This window comes from Formosa sp. Hel1_31_208, from assembly GCF_900104785.1.
In the GTDB taxonomy this organism is placed as follows: Bacteria; Bacteroidota; Bacteroidia; order Flavobacteriales; family Flavobacteriaceae; genus Psychroserpens.
The window spans coordinates 778,570-798,450 of sequence record NZ_LT629733.1; the positions used below are offsets into that span (position 1 = coordinate 778,570).

A 19,881-nucleotide genomic window follows, 5' to 3' on the forward strand; every position below is an offset into this window, starting at 1 on the left:
TAAAGGTATTACATAGATTTGAATACAACGAATTAAACCATAAATTTGTTGTTTACTGCAAATGCTTGAAATGAATGCAGTTGATTTACAACTTAAACATTTCAAAAAACAAAGATATTATTCAGATGAAATTTAATACTAAAACAATTCACGGTGGTCAGGAATTTGATACAGCTTATGGCAGTGTAATGCCTCCAATTTATCAAACTTCAACATATGCTCAATCGACTCCAGGTGGACATAAAGGTTACGAATATTCAAGAACTCATAATCCTACTCGTCATGCCCTAGAAAATGCTTTTGCAAGTATTGAAAATGGGAATCACGGCTTGGCATTTGGCTCAGGATTAGCGGCAATTGATGCAGTTATCAAACTATTGCAGCCAGGTGATGAAGTGATTTCTACTAACGATTTATATGGTGGTACTTACAGATTATTCACCAAAATATTTGAAGGATTTGGAATCAAATTTCACTTTGTAGGAATGGAAAATACTTCAAGTATTGAAAATTACATCAACGAAAACACCAAATTGATATGGGTAGAAACTCCTACAAATCCCATGATGAATATTATTGATATTAAAGCCACTGTTACTATTGCAAAAAAATACAACTTGCTTGTGGCAGTTGATAATACCTTTGCAACACCATACTTGCAAAGACCTCTGGATTTAGGGGCCGATATAGTGATGCACTCTGCAACCAAATATTTAGGCGGTCATAGCGACTTGGTAATGGGGGCTCTAGTTGTAAAAGACAAAGATTTAGCAGAACGACTTTACTTTATTCAAAATGCTAGTGGTGCAATTTGTGGTCCTCAAGACAGTTTTTTGGCGCTAAGAGGGATTAAAACATTGCATATTAGAATGCAACGTCACTGTGAAAATGGAAGAGTGGTAGCCAATTTTTTAGTTAATCATCCAAAAATTGAAAATGTATATTGGCCAGGCTTTGAAAGTCATCCAAATCATGATATTGCAAAATCACAAATGAATGATTTTGGAGGTATGGTGTCGTTTACTACTAAAGGAAATAACTATGAGGAGGCCATTAAAATTTTAGAGCATTTAAATGTATTTACTTTAGCCGAATCTCTTGGAGGTGTAGAGTCTTTAGCAGGTCACCCAGCAAGTATGACTCATGCCAGTATCCCAAAGGAAGAACGAGAAAAAATAGGAGTTGTTGATTCTTTAATTAGATTAAGTGTTGGGATAGAAGATGTAGAAGATCTAATCGCCGACTTAAAACAGGCCATAGGATAGTTTACACTGTTCTTAGTCTAAATAATAAATATAACCAAAATTAAGCCATACTAGCCAATCATTGGCTTTATTCGATTTCAGATTATGATCTAAGCCGTCAATTTCATTATTAAAAAAATATTGCCACCTTAAATCCACCATCAAATCTGATAGTACTGTTAATTTATAACGTGTTCCAACACTTCCAACAACCGACCATGTGGTCCCATTTTCGGTAATAAGAAAAGGATCTACATTCGTGTTAGGATTTGCAGCGTTAACCCATGGTTGATAAAAATTATTCATATTATCAATATTACCATCTCCAAAAGTGGTTTCCACCTGCGGATTGAAGGCTGTGAAATGCACTCCCAAACTCACAAATGGAGCAAACGAGTAACTAAACGCTTGAAATGCACGAATGCTTTTTGGAAAAAATTCAAGTTGCATCCCAACATCCCAGTTTTCAGCTACACCAGAATGACGACGCAAGCGCTCGGCATTAACACTAGTTCTTGAAGCATCTACCCACTTACCAAAATGATTTAATTTTGTTTTATTCCAAGAAATTTCACTTCTAAGTTTAAAATGATCATTAAAAAAGGTATCTGTAGAATAACAGTTACAATCTGCACGATAAGCAAAGTTAATATAATGCACGATTCCAATACCAATTCCGGTATTACCCGCATTAGTTTCAAAATCTTTTCGAACACCAAAATCTGATTGAAACGCTACCGGACCAGCAATAACTCCAATTTCATGAGAAAAACCAAGCTGAGAATACCCCTCGTTTATACCTAGTATAAAAACGAACAGATAAGTTAATTGTTTAAAATTAAGCGTCATAGGTTTTATTTTGCTGAGGGCATGTTTGTTAACAAATATATAAAAACTGGTTCAACTACCAAATAAAACTGATGAGAGGACCACTTTCAAATGATATGGCTTTTTTTGGAACATCAGCTCTAACTGTCGGCTATTGAGAATATCAAAAAAAATATACAATCATTTTAAAGATAATGTATCTTTGTGTTACAAAAATCAACTTAGATTGTTAATACTGTAATAAATGAAAGATAAAATTGAAGCTTTTTTAAATCTTGTAAAAGACAAAAACAGTCATGAAACTGAATTTTTACAAGCCGTACATGAGGTTGCAGAAACCGTAATCCCTTTTATTGAGGACAACCCTAAATATCAAGGGAAGATGCTTTTAGAGCGCATGGTAGAGCCAGAGCGCACTATAATTTTTAGAGTGCCTTGGATTGATGATCAAGGGAATACTCAAGTTAATAGAGGGTTTAGAGTGGAGTTTAACTCGGCTATTGGACCTTACAAAGGTGGTTTGCGTTTTCATCCATCTGTTAATTTAAGTATTCTTAAGTTTTTAGGATTTGAACAGGTATTTAAAAATTCTTTAACAACACTACCTATGGGTGGTGGAAAAGGAGGCTCAGATTTTAATCCTAAAGGAAAAAGTGATAATGAAGTGATGCATTTTTGTCAGTCATTTATGTCAGAACTATATAGACATATAGGGCCAAATACGGATGTTCCTGCAGGAGATATTGGAGTAGGAGGACGAGAAATAGGATATTTATTCGGACAATACAAGCGATTACAAAATGAATTTACCGGTGTACTTACTGGAAAAGGAATTTCTTATGGAGGTTCTCTTATTAGACCCGAAGCTACTGGTTATGGTTGTGTGTATTTTGCTAAAAATATGCTTGCTACAAAAGGGAACTCGTTTAATGGAAAGACAATTGCAATCTCTGGTTCTGGTAATGTTGCTCAGTTTGCATGTGAAAAGGCTACCCAATTAGGAGGTAAGGTGGTAACAATGTCTGATTCTTCAGGTTATATTCATGATGCCGATGGTATTGACGAAGAGAAATTGGCCTTTATTATGGAACTAAAAAATGTAAAACGAGGAAGAATTCACGAGTATACAGAAAAGTATAATTCAGCTACTTTTCATAAAGGAGAAAGACCTTGGTCTGTCAAATGTGACATCGCTTTACCATGTGCTACCCAAAACGAATTAAATGGAGATGAAGCCAAAATATTAATTGATAATGGCGTTATTGCTGTTGCAGAAGGAGCCAATATGCCAACAACACCAGAGGCTATTGAAGCATTACAAAATGCTAAAGTATTGTTCTCACCAGGGAAAGCTTCTAATGCTGGTGGTGTTGCAACTTCTGGATTAGAAATGAGTCAGAATTCATTGCGATTGAACTGGACTAGAGAAGAAGTGGATGAGCGCTTACGAAAAATTATGGATGATATTCATGAGTCTTGTGTAGAATATGGTACTCGAGAAGATGGCTATGTGGATTATGTTAAAGGTGCTAATGTTGCAGGATTTGTGAAAATAGCAGACGCTATGCTCGCGCAAGGTGTTGTGTAACAGGCCATCAATGAATAAAAAAAAGCTTTCAGTATGTCACTGAAAGCTTTTTTTATTGCTATGAACTATATGATTTACCGTAAAATGTCGTTAGATATAAATATATTTGAAAAAAATAATTGGTATGTTTAAAAGAATGGTATTTATCCTTTTAGCTTTTATCTCTTTTGAGGCTGTCTCACAAGATTTTTCTGCGCTTTGGAAAGGTTATTTTTCATATTTTGAGATTAAAGATGTCGCACGAGGAAATGATAAAATTTTTGCAGCTTCTGAAAATGCTATTTTTAGTTACGATATTTTTACCAATGAAATAGAAACCATTTCTACAATTAATGGGTTGTCAGGTGAGACTATTACTACAATAAGGTATAGCGAAGATTTTGATATGCTGATTGTTGGATATGAAACGGGTTTGATCGAACTTGTTTTTGAATCAGATTCTGAAATATTATCTGTAGTTGATATTTTGGAAAAAGAATCTATTTCTCCATTACTAAAGCGAATTAATCATTTTAACGAAAGCGAAGGGCTGCTTTATATTTCTACTGATTACGGTATTTCAGTTTACGACTTAAGCCAATTACAATTTGGTGACACTTACTTTATAGGTAATGGCGGAAGCCAAATTATAGTTAAACAAACTGCAGTTTTCAATGGCTCTATTTATGCTGCATGTGGTTCTCAAAATGGATTGAAAACGGCCTCTTTAGATAACCCTAATTTAATTGATTACCAGCAGTGGTCATCTATAGCTCCTGGGAATTTTGAAGCTGTACAAAAAGTTGGTGAAAATCTATATACCGTTCGTCTTAATAGTGTGTTATACGAAATCGTAAATACGAGTATAATTGCACTCATTACATATCCCTCATTACCAGTAGATGTGAGATCAGTACAAGATAATTTAATAATTACTCTAACTAATGATGTTTTTGTATATGATCAAAACTTAGTTGAGTTACAAAGTGCCTCCACTAATGACACTTTTGATACAGATTTCACTTCAGCAACTATTGCAGAAAATGATTTATATATTGGTACTGAAAGTACAGGTGTACTCAAAACAATAACAAATTCTCCAGGTGAATATGATGTTATTTTACCCGAAGGTCCCTCAAGTAATAATGCCTTCAAAATTTTTGCAGGTAATAATGAACTTTGGTTAACTTATGGTGATTATAGCGTGTCTTATAATCCTAATCCGCAGAGAAGCAGAGGGATTAGTATACTGCGAGAAGAAGAATGGAATAATGTGCCTTATGCGAATTTATTGACAGCAAAAAACCTTAATGATATAGTCATTAACCCTTTTAATCCAACTCAAGTATTTATTAGTTCGTTTCAAAGTGGCCTTTTAGAATTGAATAATGATGAAGCCACTATTCTTTATAATCAAGATAATAGCGGTTTAGAATCTTTAATCAACCCAAACAATCCAAATACGGTGAGTATTCGTCAGTCTGCATCTCAGTTTGACCGAAATGGTTTATTATGGACGGTAACGTCTAAGGTAGATCGCGCCTTAAAATCATATAACCCATCTACAGGGGAATGGCAAGGTTATAGTTTTTCAGATATTATTGCTGATCCTCTTTTTGGTGAAAGAGGTTTTGGAGATTTAGCTTTGGGCAATGGTGGGATGAAATGGATCACAGCCTATAATGCTGGATTAATTGGAATTAATACGGATACAGGTCAGATAAATAATGTGTTTTCCGAGAGCCAAAATATGCCTTCACCTCAAGGACGTGCAGTAGCCGTAGATTCTAGAAATCAACTCTGGATTGGAACTGCCAAAGGCTTGAGAGTGTTATTCAACACCTCTGGGTTTGTCGATGACCCTGACCCAAGCGTTAATGAAATTGTTATTTTAGAAAATGGTATTCCGACAGAATTATTGTCAAACCAATTTATTACAGATATCAAAGTAGATGGTTCTGATAATAAGTGGGTTGGGACGTTAGACTCTGGAATTTTCTATTTCTCACCAGATGGTCAGGAAACCATATTTCAATTTACAACAGACAACTCACCGCTGCCATCAAACTCTGTTAATGATATTTCAATAGATCCGCAGTCTGGAACCGTCTATATTGCTACAACGAGAGGCTTAGTGTCTTTTTCTTCTGGAGGTACAAAACCTAAAGATACACTGGAAGAAGCTTATGTATATCCAAACCCTGTAAGACCAGAGTACAATATTTTAGGGTTTGATGATTTGAACAACATTAACAATGGAATTAAAGTTTCAGGATTAACCGAAAATGTGAACGTAAAGATTACTGACATTGAAGGCAATCTTGTTGCAGAAGCACAGTCAAGAGTTAATCAAAGATCCTCAAGGGCGAATTATAATTTTGCTATTGATGGAGGTACAGGAATTTGGAATGGTAAAAACCTCAGAGGGAATATAGTGGCTTCTGGCGTCTATTTATTATTAATATCGGATCTCGATTCTTTTGAGACTAAAGTATTAAAATTACTTATTGTTAGATAATCTACCTTTTCATGCTAATTAAGACTAAAGCTATTGTACTCTCTAAAATTAAATATAGAGATAATGATCTCATTGTAAAGTGTTTTACTTCCAATAGAGGGGCTGTTAGTTATTTGCTTAGGGGAGTTTTAAAAAACAGAAAAGGGAGTTCAAAAGTAGCCTATTTTCAGTTGTTGTCACAACTTGAAATTGAAGAGAATTATCGAGAAAATCAAACTCTACAAACCATAAAAGATGTAAGGTTAGACTACCGTTATTCTACTTTACACACCAATATTTTAAAGAGTTCAATTGTTATGTTTTTGGCTGAGGTTTTGAGCTCTGTTTTGAGAGAAGAAGAAGCAAACCAACAATTATACAATTATCTCGAAACTACGTTACGATGGTTAGATGTTAAAGATGACTTTTCAAATTTTCATTTACTTTTTTTACTAAACCTGACAAGGCATTTAGGGTTTTATCCAGACACTACAGCTATAGAATCACTGTATTTTAATTTAAATAATGGCGCATTTCAATCAAAAAAGGAAGATATTTATAGTGTCTCTGGCGAAAATTTAATAACCTTAAAAAAGCTATTAGGCATAAATTTTGATGACTTAGAATATGTGAAACTAAGCGCAAAGCAAAGACAATCATTTCTAGCAATGTTATTGTTATATTTTGAATTACATTTGGGCAGTTTTAAGAAACCAAAATCTCTACAAATATTCAATCAGGTTTTTAATTAGTAGTTATGAAATTTACCTTTTCGATTTTATGTTTACTATCATTTTTTATATCTAGTTCTCAGACAGTGAGGGTGTTGGATCAGCAATCAAAAGCACCAATTCCGGGAGTGACTATTTTCAATTTTAAAAAGAACAAGTCTGTTATCACTAATATTGATGGTGAAGCATCTTTAGATCAGTTTACGGCGAATGAAATTCTATATTTTCAAAACATATTATATACAAATACCTCGCAAAAAAAATCAGAAATTGAAAGGAATGGCTTTATCGTGTATCTTATTCCTAGTGTAGAAGATTTAGATCAAGTTGTAATTTCAGCATCTAAGTTTGAACAAAGTAAAAGAGATATTCCACAAACTATAGTTAATATTAGTGCGAGAGATATTAAGTTTGAAAATCCACAAACGAGTGCTGATCTTTTAGAAAGTACAGGTAATGTATTTGTTCAAAAAAGTCAATTGGGTGGTGGTAGTCCAATGATTAGAGGTTTTTCTACCAACAGATTACTTATTACGGTTGACGGAGTTAGAATGAATAATGCCATTTTTAGAGGAGGGAATCTTCAAAATGTTATTTCTATAGATCCTTTCAATATTCAAAATACTGAAATCACACTTGGTGCAGGTTCGGTGGTTTATGGGAGTGATGCCATAGGTGGCGTTATGAGTTTTTATACGCACAAACCCCAATTGTCTTATAAGGATTCTTTGTATTTCAATGCCAATACCGCAGTGCGATATGCAACAGCAAATCAAGAGAAAACAGGACATATAGATTTTAATTTCGGATTAAAAAAATGGGCATTCTTGAGTAGTGTGAGCTACACTGATTTTGACGATTTAAGAATGGGGAAACACGGTCCAGAAGAATATCTAAGACCTGAGTATGTCGAAACAATCAACGGCGTTGATGTTATTGTTCAAAATGAAAATCCTCGTATACAAGTGCCAACAGCATTTGATCAAATCAACGTTTTGCAGAAAGTGAGATACGAACCTAAAGAGGACCTAAGTTTTGACTTAGGATTATACTACAGCACAACATCTTCTTACTCTAGATATGATAGATTAACGAGATATCGTGATGAAAATTTAAGGTCCGCCGAATGGAGTTATGGACCACAAAGTTGGTTCATGGGAAATATGCAGATTACTAAATTAAGCAGTAGCTCTAATTTATATGATAAGATACAGGCTACAGCAGCCTATCAAAATTTTCAAGAGAGTCGAATAGATAGAGATTTTCAGTCTGAAGAACGAAGAGAACGAGAAGAAGCTGTAGATGCGTATTCCTTAAATATTGATTTTGAGAAAGGACTCTCAACTAAAAGCACCATTTTTTATGGTTTGGAGTATGTGTATAACAATGTGATGTCTAATGGGTCAAAAACCAATATCATATCTAATGAAACTTCAAACACAGTGTCACGATATCCAAATGGTTCTAATTGGCAGTCAATTGCAGCATATACGAGTATTAAATATAAACCAAACCCGAAATTTGTATTTCAATCTGGACTGCGTTACAATCATGTTTTAGCCAATGCCGATTTTAATGAAAACAACCAGTTCTTAAATTTACCTATTAATAGCTCAAAAATAAATGCGGGCGCTTTAACAGGTACAGCAGGTATTAGTTGGATGCCTTCTCATATGATTCAATGGAAATTAAATGCTTCAACTGCATTTAGAGCCCCAAATATTGATGATATAGGAAAAGTGTTTGATTCTGAACCCGGATCGGTCGTGGTTCCCAATGAGAACTTGAAACCTGAGTATGCCTATGGAGGTGAATTAGGACTCAGGCTCAACTTTGATGATGTGTTAATTTTAGATATGTCTGCCTATTATACGTTTTTAGATAACGCTTTAATACGAAGTGATTTTAGCTTAAATGGAGAAACTCAAATCGAATATGACGGAGAGTTAAGTAATGTGCAAGCCATCCAAAATGCATCGAAAGAATGGATTTACGGATTTGAAACAGGGGTCCGTATCAATATTTCAAAGCAATTTAACCTGACGACACAGTATAATGTTTTAGGCGGCACCGAAGAAGATAATGGTATAGAAGTTCCGGTACGTCATTTAGCTCCAAATTTTGGAAATACGCACTTTGTATGGCAAAATGATAAATTCAAAATTGATGCTTTTGCAGAGTATAATAGCGAACTTTCATTTAATCAACTAGCACCTTCCGAAATAGCTAAAGATTATATCTATGCTTTAGATGCTAATGGTAACCCTTACTCACCATCATGGTATACGCTTAATTTAAGAACACAATATCAATTAACGGAAGATGCAACTATCATTGCCGCTCTTGAGAATATTACAGATCAGCGCTATCAAACCTATTCATCTGGAATAGCTGCTGCTGGCAGAAATTTAATCGTATCACTAAGATATAGTCTTTAAAAAATAAAAAAGGTTTCAATATTAAACTGAAACCTTTTTAATGACTTAAGCAATCAATTATTTTAATTTCTTTTAACTGCCTTTTTGGTTAGTATTTGTCCATTAGACAAGGTTACTTTAGCAATATATGCAGCCTGACTTAAGCGCGATAAATTATAAATCTCTTGGTTGTTATTTCCTTTAAGTTTGTAGATGGTTCTACCAACAACATCAATGATTTCAACTTGCTTAATTACGGCACTTTGTCCTGCGGAAAATTTAACATCACCATCACCTAGTTCTAAAATAATTAGATCGTTAGGAGTCATTTCATTTTCAGTAAGTGATAATGTTTCTGGTTGGAAAAGAATTTCAAAACGTGTATTGACCTCACCAGGATCTGAAGTAAAGGAGTAATCAGAGCTACTTAAATCGTGCACGATACCTAATATGTTATCTCTTAAATAAACTGTATTTGAAGTCATAAATTCACCCTCAACGCTTGCTAGAGAAATGGTATATAACGTTGGGTCATCAATAGCAGTATAAAACCCTAACGGAATGATTTCGTCAATGGATAGATCAGATGGAGCTTTCCCTTGGATAGCATATTTCTTATTCGTTGAATTATCGAGTAATGAGTAAAGTAATGCATTTGCATCAGCAGATAAATTTTTATAAGCATCATAGTACATGCCATCATCATCATTGGTTGCCCCATCAACGTAACCAATTAAAATTTGATTAAAGATGCCATTATCTGATGTAAGATTTAGACGTACATTATTGAGTTGAGAATCTTGAGATGTTCTAAAAAACTGAGAATTATTTCCGTTAACTCTCATGCTGTTATTGAAAACAATATCTGTAGTTCTTATTGTTCCAGAAACAACCGTAGAGCTTACAGCATTTGTCATGGACACAAAAAATCCTTGTCCTGATGGAATAAAACGATCTGGAACAACACCATCACCTCCAGCGGTTTGACCAGTTCCGTTGATTATTGCATAATCACTCTGGGTATAATTTAGGGCTTCATTTCCATTTGTGTTTCCATCTGCAGGCGTATTATGTGACCAAAAGAAGATTGCTCCACTTGTAGCGCCAACAGTTTGATCAATACTCGCATTTGCCGCAAGAAATGCATCTGCATCAATAGCAGATGGGTATGGATTTCCGATAAAATTCCAATTGTTATCATTGGTCTCGGCATCATTTCGATAAATGGGTACATTGATCACACCATTATTGAATGGTCCTTGGAAGATGTATATGTATCTCGCTGGTGCGAAGAAGATAGCTGGATCATGAGTTGATGCATAACCAACTCCTGCCTCCATTACAGTAGCATCACCTACAGGTGTCCAGTCATCACCGTTGTCATCAATATCATCTTGGCCTGCTACCGCAGTATTATCATTATTAGTTTCTTGGGTTGCATCCAGAAAGTTTTGTGCATTAAAACTGAAACGTCTTGTGTCTAATGCATCTTGAAGACCATCTCCGATAATTTCTCCTACTACAGGAGAACCCCAATATGTATATTCTTTATCTGAGTTTAAAAACCCAGTTTCTTTTTCCACTGATATTCTGGTCTTGTCGGTTAATACAGTGCCTTCAACAATTCCTGAATCATTTATTTGAACAAAAGAACCATAAGGGTTAATTACAATGTTTCCATTAACGGTAACATTATTAATTACAGAAACAAAGTCATTAGCGTGTATGGTTAATATTGCACCTGCATTAACTATCAGCTGACAGGCTTCAAAACTAATTTCACCATTAATAATTTGGTCCGTATCATAGGGCCCATCAATCACTGCCACTCGACTTGAACTAGGTGGTAAAGACCAATTAAATCCATCCCAAACGGCAAATTCTACTACTAATCTAACAGCATTTGAAGCTGTGAAACAGCTTGCCGTATTCTCTCTAACTTCACAATAATATTGATATCCGTTTAAGTTAACGGCATCTAAAAGATTTAAGGAAGTAGAAGTCGCTCCAGAATAGGTTGAACCATTAGTAACTGGAGTCCAACCAGAATCACCAGGAGCATTAAAATACCATTGATAAGCTAAGGGATTTCCACCAGCAAATCCTTCTGAAGCAGCAATACTAATAGAAACCGTTGTATCACAACTTATGGCTGGTAAATTCGGTTGTGTATTTATAATAGGTGGTGTTCCGGTTGAAAAGTCATATGTCCCAATATTAGAATAATCATTATCCGCACAAGCAGTCCAATCAACGTATGACCAATCTGCGATATTAAATGTCGTATTAGGCAAGCTTCCTGCGCTGTTATTGCGGGTAAAAGCAACACCTTCAGAACCTATATTTAAGGGATCAGCCCATGTATTAGACAAATATTCTCCCCATGAATCTATATGATTTGCTCCCTCGTACAAGCGAATATGATCATCGCCATTAACAACAAAATTAATACCACCAAAACCTATTTGGTCAGCTAAAGATCCATCAGCACCTGAAATTCCTGTACAATTTGAACCTGTATTAACCGCAAAAACAAAAGTATTGGACGTGGCTAGATTTACATTACTTAGGTTTACGGAACCACCGTTTTCGGTCACATTACCGTTATTAAAGAATTGAATACTATAACTCGCTAGATTGATAGTAGCTCCTGTCCCATTATAAATTTCGATATATGTCAAACCTCCTGTATTGGAGTCGGTTACTTCTGAAATAAATAAGTCGGTTGGAGTAGTGCCACTAGACCCTTCACACCCAGAGATCTGGGATTCAACTACTGTAAAAGATGTTGTTCCTGGGCAACCAAGATCATCTAATATCTCTAAATTTCCTGTACTTGCTCCTGCTGGTACAATCACTTCCATTACAGTAGCTGAAATGTTAGTTACGGTTGCGACTAAACCATTGAAGGATGCCGTTGCAGTTGAAAGATTTGCGCCAGTTACGGTAACAACTGTTCCTGCTGGACCTGAACTTGGTTCTGCAATAATCGCAGTTGCAACGCAAAGACCATTACCAGTTACTGTAAATGTATATGGATCTTCATCACTATCATTACTTCTGATTTCGATAACAGCGGTACGTGGACCAATTGTAGTAGGACTAAATCCTATATCGAAGAGGCTAAAATCTAAAGCTGCTATGGGTGACGTAGGTAAAGCAGATATTGAGAAATCACCAATATCACCACTTATTACTGATACGCTAGATATTGTTAAATTAGTTGTTCCACCAAAATTTTCGATTCTAAATGTATTGGTGCTATTTCCACCAACGCTTACATCTCCAAAATCTGTTCCATCAAAAATATTAGGAACTGTATCTCCATCTGAAATATCAGGGAAATTGGTAGTAGTACCTTCGACATTAATTTCTGGACCTATTGGTGTACATGGAGAAATCAATGCGTTTACACCTGGGGAACCGCCATTAATTACTTCTTGCCAGTTGGCACTAGTCACTGCATTATCAAGTGAAGTATCTATAATATGTAGTGATTCAATATTTCCACCATCAGCAGAATCATATGTTACATTATCAATAATTGTACTCCCGTCTGAAGCTACAAGTGATATAGTGTCTGATGTATTATTAAGAGTTCCAGTTCCTGCACCATTGGTGTAGTCTGGTGTAAAAGGACAATCGGGATTAAAATTAGGATTGCCGATATCCTCTCCTAAAGCAATAGTAATGCAATCACCATCGGCTAGGACTATACCACTATTCGGAAATGTAAATTCTGTGGTTCCACCAACTTCAATAGTGCAACCGTTTAAAGCTTGTGGACTACCAGAAACATTACAAATCTCAATCCACTCATCATCTGTACCAATTGAATTGTACATGATTTCGGTAATCACCACATCAGCAAGTGGAGGAGCATCAACAATTAGTATTTGAGAATCATTACTCCAGTATGGACCTAAAGTTCCTCCATAGGTAAATGCACAACCATTGAGGCCATGACGACTTGCATAATAATAAGTCCCAGGTGCTAATCCAGAGCCTATATCCGCTATATGTACATCATTGGCGCCAATATCAAAACTATATGTTGCAGGTAACCAAGTCCAACCTGCACTGGTGCTTGGGTCATTGTTTGTAGTACTATAACCAATCCATGCCTGGATGCCAGTGGCTTCGCCCGGAAGATTTGTTACACCAGGTTCTACAGCTTGTGTACTCACAACAAATGGATCACCTTGTGTTATGGTCTCTGGAGAGGTTGTTGGTAAATATATATTTTCAAAATCTACAGCGTCTGTACAAGACAAATTCACTGACCCATTAACAGTAATATCATTACCTGTGCCTTCAAAACCACCTGTACCACCAGTTGCTTCTGCCCAACCATATATTCTATAAGTTACAGCAGAGGTGTTGCCTGTTTGTCCTACTGTAAAGGTGAATGATTGTACAGATGTGTCATCTGCAATAACTTTTTCTGTGTCAATATCAGTAATGTAACCATCTAGAGAGCTTCTAAGTAAAATACCTCTTGGACCTGTTGCAGAGCGTTCGAAGTTAACAACTATATCAGTAACATTAAATTGATATGATACGTTAGGAGTAATTGTAAATTCCATGTAATTATTACCTGCTATGGCAGTGGCAATGTTCGTATCCGCCCAATTAGTTGCATTAAATCTATTTGCGTTAATTGCAGCGTTTAGACCAGCACCTCTTGTTATAGTTGAGTTACTTAGATTTGGATTATTGAAATTTGACGCAGCAGACACTTCATTTCCTGCCAAACCATTAAAATCAAAAGTGATGATTTGCCCAGAACTAGACAAAACGGAGCATAGCAATGCTATTAAGATAAGGGAGTAATTCTTTTTCATAGGGATGAATTAATTTTTTATGCCTCTAAGCTAGCATGCAAATTTAATCAAAAATACTTATTAATGAGCTTGTTAAGCCTCCTGTTTTATTAAGAAAATGTTATATTTTTGTCCAATGCATCCACGAAAAACATTTACAATCGATGAAGCGCAAAAACGTCTTGAACGCTATTGCGCTTATCAGGAACGTTGCCATAAAGAGGTGACTCAAAAATTATATGAGATGCATATGATTCCTGAAGCACAAGATCAAATTATCGTCTACTTATTGCAACACAATTTTTTAAATGAAGAACGTTTTTCAAAAGCATTTGTAAGGGGGAAATTTAGAATTAAAAAATGGGGAAAACAACGCTTGCAATTAGAATTAAAACGAAAAAATATTAATAAAACACTTATATCTATTGCCTTAAAGGAAATTGATGATGAAGCATATTACAATACATTTGAGTTGCTAGCTAAAAAAAAATTAGATGGTATGCGTGAGACAAATCTTCAAAAAAAACGAAAAAAACTCGCTGATTATTTATTGTATCGTGGCTGGGAAAGTCACCTTGTCTATGATAAAATAAGAGAACTAATTCCATAAAAAAAAGCCCTAAAATATATATTTAGGGCTTTTTTACTATGTGTTTTTAGTTTACTATAAATTAAAAGTAGCACCAATGTTTATGGCAAATTGATTGTGTATATAGTACCCAATATCAAATTTGTCATTACTGTATTTTGCTAAAGGAAATGTACCTTCAGTAAAGATACCAAAGCCATCCGAAAAGAAATAACGCGCTCCTAAATGACCTCCAAAGTTTTTTAAGCTCAAGCTTAAACCAGGATAAAAATCAAAGTTTTCATCAATATTCAAGACATTTCCTAAGTTAGCGTTAAACCTTGCTTTAATATCAAATCGATCACCAAAATCAGCATCTAAACGGTCATCTATCCCCAAGGCGTACGAGGATGAAATACCTACTGAAATATTTTCACCTAATCCATAATCATACGTTACGGTGATTCCTGTAGCTTCGTCTTGTAAGTTCGCTCCAACTTGAAATTTTTGGTCACCTTTTCCTTTATAAGCCTGTGCATTTAATAAAGATACAGAGACTAAAGCGATAAGTATTAATAGTTTTTTCATCATTAATTGTTCTAAAATTTGAGATGGCAAATATATTACAACTTTTTAATTCAAAACACTTTTTAGCTAAATCTCTTATGAGTTCTTCTAATAGCTTGTTCGTTTTTCCAATCTATCCATTGTTGACCTTTTATTCTTCTCATGGCGTTATCAAAATGTCTCATGATTAAAACATTATAAATTGCTCTTCCTAAGTTCTTTGGGCGTCTTGCAATGGCACGAAGGCTCATTGAGAATCCAGGAGTAAGGTATTTCATATAATGCCAATATCCTTCGGGCATATAAAGCACTTCACCATGGCTTAGCTCACATTGCCAGCCTCTGGCGTCTTTTAATGCAGGCCATTTATGGAAGTCTGGATTTGAGAAATCTATATCTTCTCTAGTGATAAGAGAGTGTGGAATTTTATAAAGATGATCATTCTGATTTTGGTCAAACAAAATGCACCTTTTTTTTCCTTCGAAATGAAAATGAAAGATATTGGCCAAATCAATATCATAGTGCATAAAGGTATGTGAATCTGTTCCTCCAAAAAACAACATTGGCAGGCTCTTCATAAGTTTTAATCCAAAATCAGGATATGAATAATCGTTTTGTAGTTGCGGAATTTCCTTTAGAATATTCCATAAGAAAATGCGATATTTTGTTGGTTCATTTTTCAGTAAATCGACATATTCACTCATTTTCATTTTTGCATGTGGCTCATTGAATCCATCGTTATAATCTACAGGTCTATCATCATACAGTGGTACAGTTTTCTCTCCTGCCACATCTTTCATATAATCTAAACTCCATTTTTTATACGCCGGCCAGTCCTCAATAAAACCCTCTATAACCACTGGCTTTTGGGGTCTAAAGTAGTTCGCAATAAACTCCTCTTTGGAGATGTTTATTTCACGAGGAATATCATGTAAATTCAAAGAAGACATCTAAAAAAATTAAAGTTAAAGTTATGAAAACGCAAGGAATAGCAAATAATTATTGGTTGTATTTTTAGTTGAAACATATTATTAAGGCATGGTAAAAACGTTGGTTGACACTCATGTTGTTTTATTATTCAGATTTAATCGTCTTTATTGATCTTGTATTTATTTAAATTGGCTAAAATTAATACATACGGAATTCCAATAATTATCGCTGTCCAAAAGGCATATATCTCAATTTTGGGATTGTCAATTGACTTAGCCAATCCATATCCAAGCAACATAATTATTGCCATACCGAACATGCCATTTCTAAACACTGTAGCTATACCTTCAATATCATATTTTTCTTGCTCTTCTTTTGACATGGTATTATAGCCAGCAATGAGGTAGTACATTTTGGCATATTTGATAAGTATACCGAGAATGATAAAGATAATAGAGACTGTAATTAGCATCATATTTAATAGTAATTAACTATTCGATCAATTCATTGGTCTTTCATAAAACGTTCAAAAAGCGCATAAAATTTTTCTGGTTCTTCTAAGTACGGATTATGGGCACTTTGTTCAAACATTTCAAATTGTGCTTGAGGCATAAATCGCTTATATTGCACTGCAAATTCTGGTGTGGAGACACCATCGTAGCGACCAGCGATTACGAGAGTTTTAGCTTTTACATCTTTTAATTGTTGTCTGTAATCTTGATTGATCATACTTCCTGACACATCAAAATCACCGTCTGGCCCAATAATGGCTGTATAAACATCTCCTGCCATACCTCTAAATTGTGTCTTCGGAACTTTAGATTTTAGTTTGGTATTGTGATAATAGATGTATTTTGTTGGGAAGTTACCATATACCGTTTTAAGAGGCTCTTGACTGGATAGATACCCCAAAGAGCGCAACGAATCTACGGCCTTCCATTTTTCAGGAAAATGGGTTTTGGCATAATGATTATAACTGTCACAATTGGCTTGCCACATCGCTCCTGAGTGAAATCCGTTAATCAAGACCATCTTGTCGACGTTGTCTTTATATGTAATCGCATAAGCCTGTGCCGGAACAGTTCCGTAGGAGTGCCCAACAAGAGATATTTTATCAAAATTTAAAATTAATCTTAGTTTTTCAATCAGTTCGACATCATTCTTTACGCTGTACTCTGAATTGTCTTTAGCGTTATCACTTTTGCCGCGACCTAACCAATCGAAAAAGACAACAGTGTTGGTCTTGTGATAGTGGCCAAAAGCACCTTGCATGTAGTCATGTGAATTTCCTGGGCCTCCAGGCAGAAAGAAAATAGGATCACCTTCTCCGAGTATTTCTACATTGATTTGGTACCCATCAATGGTATAAAATTTAGATTCGAATTTTTCAAAAATCTCCGGATCCGTTTGCGCGAAAATAATAGTGCTTGATGTCAGTATGAGGATGAGTAAGACTTTAAAAATCGATGTCATAATTATGGTTTTGTGTAAAGATAATTAGAATGAGACAAACAAAAAAAATCCGCTATTGAGCGGATTTTTAATATGAATCTTATTCTTCTTCAGTTTTCGTGGGAAGTGATTTTGGGTCCTCTGGTTCTTGTCTAGACTTGCCTTTAAGGTACTCTGGTAAATCCATTCCAGCCATATTAAACATATCTTGTAATGGTGGTACTGATTTATACATACCCGATAGGAAATTAGCAGTAGATGATTTGCCATCCTCACCATTTCCACCATTTTCCCAAACGGTTACTTTATCAATTTTAATATTCTTTATTGCTTCTGCTTGAGTTTTGACCAGTTCTGGTAATTTATCTGCAATTAACAATAAAACGGCATCTCTACTGCTGTTACCAGCTGCTTTGACGATTTCCTGTAAACCAGCGGCTTGTTTTGTTAAAACTTCAAATTGACCTTGCGCTTCTGCTTGAGCTTTAAATAGTATCGCATCGGCTTCACCTTTTGCTCGTCTTCTAATGCGTTCGGCTTCGGCTTCGGCATCTATCTCAACTTTGCGTTTATCAATTTCCGCAGGGATAATAATATCAGCCATTTGAGAGGAGCGTTCGCGTTCGGCTCTAGCTATCTCTGCATCTTTCTCAGCTGCATAGGATTCTTCTAAAGCTTTTGCGCCCTGTACTTTTTCCGAAGCAATTGCCACACGTTCAGCTTCTGCTTCACGTTGACGACGCAGTGAATCTGAATTGGCTACTGCAATTTTTGCTGTGTTCTCACCCTCAACAGCTTGTGCATTGGCAGCTGCAACTTGTGTTCTTTCATCCTGAACTGCGTTAGCTTCTCCAATAGAACCATCTCTGGTTTTCTCTGCAACCGATTTACGAGCAGCATTGATAGCGTGAGCCGCAGCCTCTTTACCAAGTGCTTCGATATAGCCAGACTCATCAACGATATCTGTAATGTTTACGTTAATTAATTTAAGACCTACTTTCTTTAATTCAGTTTCTACACTCTGTGAGATATTGGTTAAGAATTTATCACGGTCATTATTAATTTCTTCAATATCCATTGAAGCCACAACTAAACGTAGTTGGCCAAAAATAATTTCTTGTGCTAGTTCTTGAATTTCATTTTGCCCTAGACCTAATAAACGTTCTGCTGCGTTTTGCATGATACCTGGCTCTGTGGAAATACCAATGGTAAAACGTGATGGTACATTAACACGAATGTTTTGTTTAGACAATGCATTCACGAGATTAACTTCAATGGAAATTGGGGTTAAATCTAAGAACTCATAATCTTGTATAACTGGAATAATAAAGGCTGCTCCACCATGAATACACTTCGCCGATTGACCACCGCCTACTTTTCCATAAACGACTAAAATCCGGTCGGAAGGACATCGTTTATAGCGCTTAATCAATATAATTAATGTTAATACAATGAATAAGGCTACAAATATGAGTAGCATAGGGCCGCCGAAGCCCTCTAAATTAAAGCTTTCTTGAATGCTCAGTAATTTCATAAGTTTTTTGTTTTAATGGTTCAATAGGTTTTTTTGTTTGGTCAACGATGAGTAGACCGTTAGAAGTTACATCGACAACCTTTATTATGGTTCCTGATTTTAATTCTGTTAGGGAATCGGTTAGGGCATCTAATTCACGCACTGCACCTTGCACTCTTACACTCACTTTTCCCATTTTGGTGCGATCTGCGCCAATAGGAAGATATACTTCGCCTATAGCACCAATCGCATTGCGATAATTAAGCGTTCCACTATCAGAGAGTTTTGTGATAAAATAAAACAGTGCCGCCATGATTAACATCATTAGTAATCCACACACAATAGAAGTAATGATGGTTAGAGGTGTCGAGAGTCCTGCATCTATGCAAGCAATTCCACTCCAGCCAAAAATGGTAAAGAATCCTACAAGATTTTTAAATGATATAAATTGAAATCCTGTCCCGATATCTGCGTCCATATCTGTATCGAAATCGCCAATATCATCTACGTCTCCACCAATAAACGCTGTGGTCATAACAATCGTAAAAATTAGAGAGCCAATAAGTGCAATTAGCCAGTATACTTTGGATAAAAATTCTAAGTTTGAAAACCATTCTAGCATAACTTTAAGGATTAAAATGAATTAATAAATATACGATGATTATAAAGTTTTAGCAACCTAATTTTGAAAGTAAAAACAGCATCAGTTTACCCGCCAAAAAGCTACTTAATTTTTATAAGTGC

14 protein-coding genes are annotated in these 19,881 nt (G+C 35.4%); 6 read left to right on the top strand and 8 right to left on the bottom strand.

The annotated features are described in order from the left end of the window. Nucleotides 1-74: 74 nt before the first annotated feature. Entirely contained in the window at nt 75-1,265 is a 1,191-nt protein-coding gene (locus BLT57_RS03355; RefSeq protein WP_091422279.1) for a cystathionine gamma-synthase, read from the top strand. 12 nt (nt 1,266-1,277) lie between these two features. Here the strand turns inward: BLT57_RS03355 and BLT57_RS03360 are convergent, their stop codons facing one another. After that, a complete protein-coding gene (locus tag BLT57_RS03360; RefSeq protein ID WP_091422281.1) occupies nt 1,278-2,093 on the bottom strand; it encodes a glutamate dehydrogenase in 816 nt (271 codons plus the stop codon). A 223-nt stretch (nt 2,094-2,316) separates the two neighbouring features. Between BLT57_RS03360 and gdhA the strand changes: the two genes are divergently transcribed. The 4 genes from gdhA (at nt 2,317) to BLT57_RS03380 (ending at nt 9,305) form a co-directional block, all read left to right on the top strand. Further along, entirely contained in the window at nt 2,317-3,660 is a 1,344-nt protein-coding gene (gdhA, locus tag BLT57_RS03365) for an NADP-specific glutamate dehydrogenase (RefSeq protein ID WP_091422284.1), read from the top strand. A 124-nt stretch (nt 3,661-3,784) separates the two neighbouring features. Further along, on the top strand, nt 3,785-6,157 hold the full coding sequence (locus BLT57_RS03370; protein ID WP_172827425.1) for an ABC transporter substrate-binding protein: 2,373 nt from the start codon (nt 3,785-3,787) through the stop codon (nt 6,155-6,157). 11 nt (nt 6,158-6,168) lie between these two features. After that, nucleotides 6,169-6,888, top strand: a complete 720-nt coding sequence (gene recO, locus BLT57_RS03375) for a DNA repair protein RecO (protein WP_091422289.1) — start codon at nt 6,169-6,171, stop codon at nt 6,886-6,888. Nucleotides 6,889-6,893: 5 nt separating this feature from the next. Continuing rightward, nucleotides 6,894-9,305 (top strand): TonB-dependent receptor domain-containing protein, encoded by a 2,412-nt coding sequence (locus BLT57_RS03380; protein WP_091422290.1) that lies wholly within the window; start codon nt 6,894-6,896, stop codon nt 9,303-9,305. A gap of 62 nt (nt 9,306-9,367) precedes the next feature. Here BLT57_RS03380 and BLT57_RS03385 read toward each other — a convergent pair whose 3' ends face one another. After that, the gene (locus BLT57_RS03385; protein WP_091422292.1) at nt 9,368-14,128 is read right to left on the bottom strand and encodes a lamin tail domain-containing protein; all 4,761 of its coding nucleotides are present in this window, start codon (nt 14,126-14,128) and stop codon (nt 9,368-9,370) included. A 115-nt stretch (nt 14,129-14,243) separates the two neighbouring features. Here BLT57_RS03385 and BLT57_RS03390 point away from each other — a divergent pair, with 115 nt between their 5' ends. Beyond that, a complete protein-coding gene (locus tag BLT57_RS03390) occupies nt 14,244-14,717 on the top strand; it encodes a regulatory protein RecX (protein WP_091422294.1) in 474 nt (157 codons plus the stop codon). Nucleotides 14,718-14,771: 54 nt separating this feature from the next. On the opposite strand, the gene BLT57_RS03395 is transcribed toward BLT57_RS03390, so the two are convergent. The 6 genes from BLT57_RS03395 to BLT57_RS03420 form a co-directional block, all read right to left on the bottom strand. Then, the gene (locus BLT57_RS03395; RefSeq protein ID WP_091426640.1) at nt 14,772-15,263 is read right to left on the bottom strand and encodes a DUF6646 family protein; all 492 of its coding nucleotides are present in this window, start codon (nt 15,261-15,263) and stop codon (nt 14,772-14,774) included. A 62-nt stretch (nt 15,264-15,325) separates the two neighbouring features. Then, on the bottom strand, nt 15,326-16,192 hold the full coding sequence (locus BLT57_RS03400) for a cupin-like domain-containing protein (RefSeq protein WP_091422295.1): 867 nt from the start codon (nt 16,190-16,192) through the stop codon (nt 15,326-15,328). 134 nt (nt 16,193-16,326) lie between these two features. Then, nucleotides 16,327-16,647, bottom strand: coding sequence for a DUF3784 domain-containing protein (locus BLT57_RS03405; RefSeq protein WP_231928761.1), 321 nt, complete (start codon nt 16,645-16,647; stop codon nt 16,327-16,329). Nucleotides 16,648-16,676: 29 nt separating this feature from the next. Continuing rightward, a complete protein-coding gene (locus BLT57_RS03410) occupies nt 16,677-17,645 on the bottom strand; it encodes an alpha/beta fold hydrolase (protein WP_091422298.1) in 969 nt (322 codons plus the stop codon). 79 nt (nt 17,646-17,724) lie between these two features. Beyond that, entirely contained in the window at nt 17,725-19,158 is a 1,434-nt protein-coding gene (locus BLT57_RS03415; RefSeq protein ID WP_091422300.1) for a flotillin family protein, read from the bottom strand. Continuing rightward, nucleotides 19,127-19,759, bottom strand: coding sequence for a hypothetical protein (locus BLT57_RS03420; protein ID WP_091422303.1), 633 nt, complete (start codon nt 19,757-19,759; stop codon nt 19,127-19,129). Before BLT57_RS03420 ends, BLT57_RS03415 begins: the two co-directional genes overlap by 32 nt. Nucleotides 19,760-19,881: the final 122 nt, after the last annotated feature.

What these genes read in the sequence shown, in the direction of transcription:
- BLT57_RS03405 (WP_231928761.1), bottom strand. Translation starts at nt 16,647, where the DNA reads ATGATGCTAATTACAGTCTCTATTATCTTTATCATTCTCGGTATACTT.
- BLT57_RS03400 (WP_091422295.1), bottom strand. Translation starts at nt 16,192, where the DNA reads ATGTCTTCTTTGAATTTACATGATATTCCTCGTGAAATAAACATCTCC.
- recO (WP_091422289.1), top strand. Translation starts at nt 6,169, where the DNA reads ATGCTAATTAAGACTAAAGCTATTGTACTCTCTAAAATTAAATATAGA.
- BLT57_RS03415 (WP_091422300.1), bottom strand. Translation starts at nt 19,158, where the DNA reads ATGAAATTACTGAGCATTCAAGAAAGCTTTAATTTAGAGGGCTTCGGC.
- BLT57_RS03390 (WP_091422294.1), top strand. Translation starts at nt 14,244, where the DNA reads ATGCATCCACGAAAAACATTTACAATCGATGAAGCGCAAAAACGTCTT.
- BLT57_RS03385 (WP_091422292.1), bottom strand. Translation starts at nt 14,128, where the DNA reads ATGAAAAAGAATTACTCCCTTATCTTAATAGCATTGCTATGCTCCGTT.
- BLT57_RS03410 (WP_091422298.1), bottom strand. Translation starts at nt 17,645, where the DNA reads ATGACATCGATTTTTAAAGTCTTACTCATCCTCATACTGACATCAAGC.
- BLT57_RS03380 (WP_091422290.1), top strand. Translation starts at nt 6,894, where the DNA reads ATGAAATTTACCTTTTCGATTTTATGTTTACTATCATTTTTTATATCT.
- BLT57_RS03395 (WP_091426640.1), bottom strand. Translation starts at nt 15,263, where the DNA reads ATGAAAAAACTATTAATACTTATCGCTTTAGTCTCTGTATCTTTATTA.
- BLT57_RS03420 (WP_091422303.1), bottom strand. Translation starts at nt 19,759, where the DNA reads ATGCTAGAATGGTTTTCAAACTTAGAATTTTTATCCAAAGTATACTGG.
- BLT57_RS03360 (WP_091422281.1), bottom strand. Translation starts at nt 2,093, where the DNA reads ATGACGCTTAATTTTAAACAATTAACTTATCTGTTCGTTTTTATACTA.
- BLT57_RS03370 (WP_172827425.1), top strand. Translation starts at nt 3,785, where the DNA reads ATGTTTAAAAGAATGGTATTTATCCTTTTAGCTTTTATCTCTTTTGAG.
- BLT57_RS03355 (WP_091422279.1), top strand. Translation starts at nt 75, where the DNA reads ATGCAGTTGATTTACAACTTAAACATTTCAAAAAACAAAGATATTATT.
- gdhA (WP_091422284.1), top strand. Translation starts at nt 2,317, where the DNA reads ATGAAAGATAAAATTGAAGCTTTTTTAAATCTTGTAAAAGACAAAAAC.